This window comes from Mesorhizobium sp. M5C.F.Ca.IN.020.32.2.1 (assembly GCF_004023105.1).
Classification (GTDB): Bacteria; Pseudomonadota; Alphaproteobacteria; order Rhizobiales; family Rhizobiaceae; genus Mesorhizobium; species Mesorhizobium wenxiniae.
On sequence record NZ_RZSX01001025.1, the window covers coordinates 1 to 2041 of the forward strand.

Sequence of the window (2041 nt, forward strand, 5' to 3'; positions counted from 1 at the left end):
GGATGGTTTTTCATCGCGTCTAGGAGGGCGGACGGGCTCTCCAACATCGCGGCGAAATCCGAGACCAGGCAGCCGATGCCGAGTGAAATCGACTCCTTGTTGGTGTAAAGGAAGCCGAGCCCGGCCATGTCGCGAGAGATCGTGCCCACGGCCTCGATTACGCAGCCTTCATCGCCCTTGACACCGAACCGCTGGTCAATGACCTCTTCGGGCAAGAAATGCATTTCCTTGACGGCAAGCGCCACGGTCTCCGGCTTCGGCATCTCGCGCAGGCCTGCGCGAGTGCCAAGCAATCCCGACACCCCTTCTGCGAGAACGACCACATTCGCGAAGACCACTCCGCCAGCCCGGTCTGTGCGGACGCCGATCACCTTGCCATTGCCATCACGGACGAGTTCCGTCGCGGTCGTCTCACACAGGACCGTCGCGCCAGCCTCGCGCACCTTGCGGGAAAACCATTTGTCGAACTGGGCGCGGATGATCGTGTAGCGGTTGGGTTTCGCCTCATTGAAGTCGTCCGACCGGTAATGAATTCCGGTGTGAGATGTGTTGTCCATCACCCAAAGTCGCTGTTCGACCAGGTGCCGCTCGAGGGGCGCATCATCCCGGAAGTCCGGGATGATCTTCTCCAGCATGTTCGCGTACATTATGGCGCCCTGGACGTTCTTAGAGCCCGGATATTCCCCGCGCTCCAACTGCAGTACCTTCAGCCCCTGGCTTGCCAAAGTGTAAGCAGCTGCGTTTCCGGACATGCCGGCTCCGACCACAATGGCATCGAATTGTTCAATCATGTCCTCTCCCTCAACTCGCAAGCTTGTCTCGACTGTGCGGCGACAGCCGCCGGGTGAAGGCTTCCGTGAGTGCGGGCAGGAAGCGGATTGCATCCGTGACGATCCCGAGGTGGGCGAACTCGAAAATCGGCGCGTTCGGATCGGTGTTGATCGCGACGATGAGATCGGCCCCCTCGACCCCAACTCGGTGCTGGATGGCGCCGGAAATTCCGGCCGCGATGTAAAGCTTCGGTCGAATGGTCTTGCCAGTTTGGCCAATCTGGCGATCAGCCGGCATCCAGCCCTTCTGGACCAAGGGGCGCGAACAGCCATGCTCGGCGCCGATCGCTCGGGCAAGATTCTTCACAAGCTGAAGGTTCTCCGCCGCACCGAGACCGAGGCCTCCCGCAACCACGACATCCGCATAGGCAAGATTTGCCATTGCCGACTGGTTATCCGGTAGGAAGCCGAGGACTTTGGTGACGATATCGTCCTCAACGAGCGACAGCTTGTGCCGCATGACACGCCCGACCGGCTTATCCACCCGTTGCGGCATAGGCATGACCCTTGGTCGCACCGTCGCCATTTGCGGCCGGTAATTTAGTGTATAGATCGTACACAACAACGAGCCACCAAAAGTCGGACGGGTCGCGGCGAGTGAACCGTCGGAATCTACATCAAGTTCGGTGCAGTCGGCCGTGAGCCCCGTCTGCAGGGTCGTCGCTACCGAGCCCGCAAGATCCCTGCCCAGTGTGGTCGCGCCGAGAAGGAGGATTTCGGGTTTATGGGTATTGACCAGATCCGTGAGCGCCTTGGCGAACGGCTCGTTGCGGTAGTCGGCGAGCGGCGGCGCATCGACGATGTAGACAAGATCCGCCCCGTAAGCGAAGGCCTCGGCAACAGCGTCCTCGACCATCTCGCCCGGCGGTCCCAGCACGACGCCCGCGAGCTGGACTTCAAGCTTGTCGGCTAATTTGCGGCCTTCACCCAGCAGTTCGAATGATACAGGATGCACATTGCCGCGTTCGAGCTCGAGGAAGACCCACACGTGCCGGTAGTCTTTGAAACGGTCGGGAAGTTCTTTCTTTACACCGGCACGGCCGGGGGCAAGGCGAGGGGTAGCTTGGCTTGCGGTCGACATTTTCTGCTCCTGGCCGTCACGTGCCGCTGTTGAAGGCCAACTCATGTTCCAGCGCCGGCCGGCGGGTTAAGATATCGGCGATGAGTTCATCGGCGATGTCCTGCAAGCCCTTTTCCGCGGTGTCGATCTG

The 2041-nt window shown here is 60.6% G+C and carries 2 protein-coding genes and 1 pseudogene; all 3 read right to left on the reverse strand.

The features are described from left to right. Nucleotides 1-791, reverse strand: a 791-nt coding sequence (locus EOA86_RS32335; RefSeq protein ID WP_128345307.1) for an FAD-dependent oxidoreductase, incomplete at its 3' end; no start/stop codon positions are given. A gap of 10 nt (nt 792-801) precedes the next feature. Beyond that, nucleotides 802-1911: an electron transfer flavoprotein subunit alpha/FixB family protein gene (locus tag EOA86_RS32340; protein ID WP_091599520.1), complete on the reverse strand. Its 1110-nt coding sequence runs from the start codon at nt 1909-1911 to the stop codon at nt 802-804. A 16-nt stretch (nt 1912-1927) separates the two neighbouring features. Next, nucleotides 1928-2041 (reverse strand): annotated as a pseudogene (locus tag EOA86_RS40855) (nitrogen fixation protein FixA); the annotation flags it as partial.

Coding starts and splice junctions, on each gene's coding strand:
- EOA86_RS32340 (WP_091599520.1), bottom strand. CDS start 1,911: ATGTCGACCGCAAGCCAAGCTACCCCTCGCCTTGCCCCCGGCCGTGCC.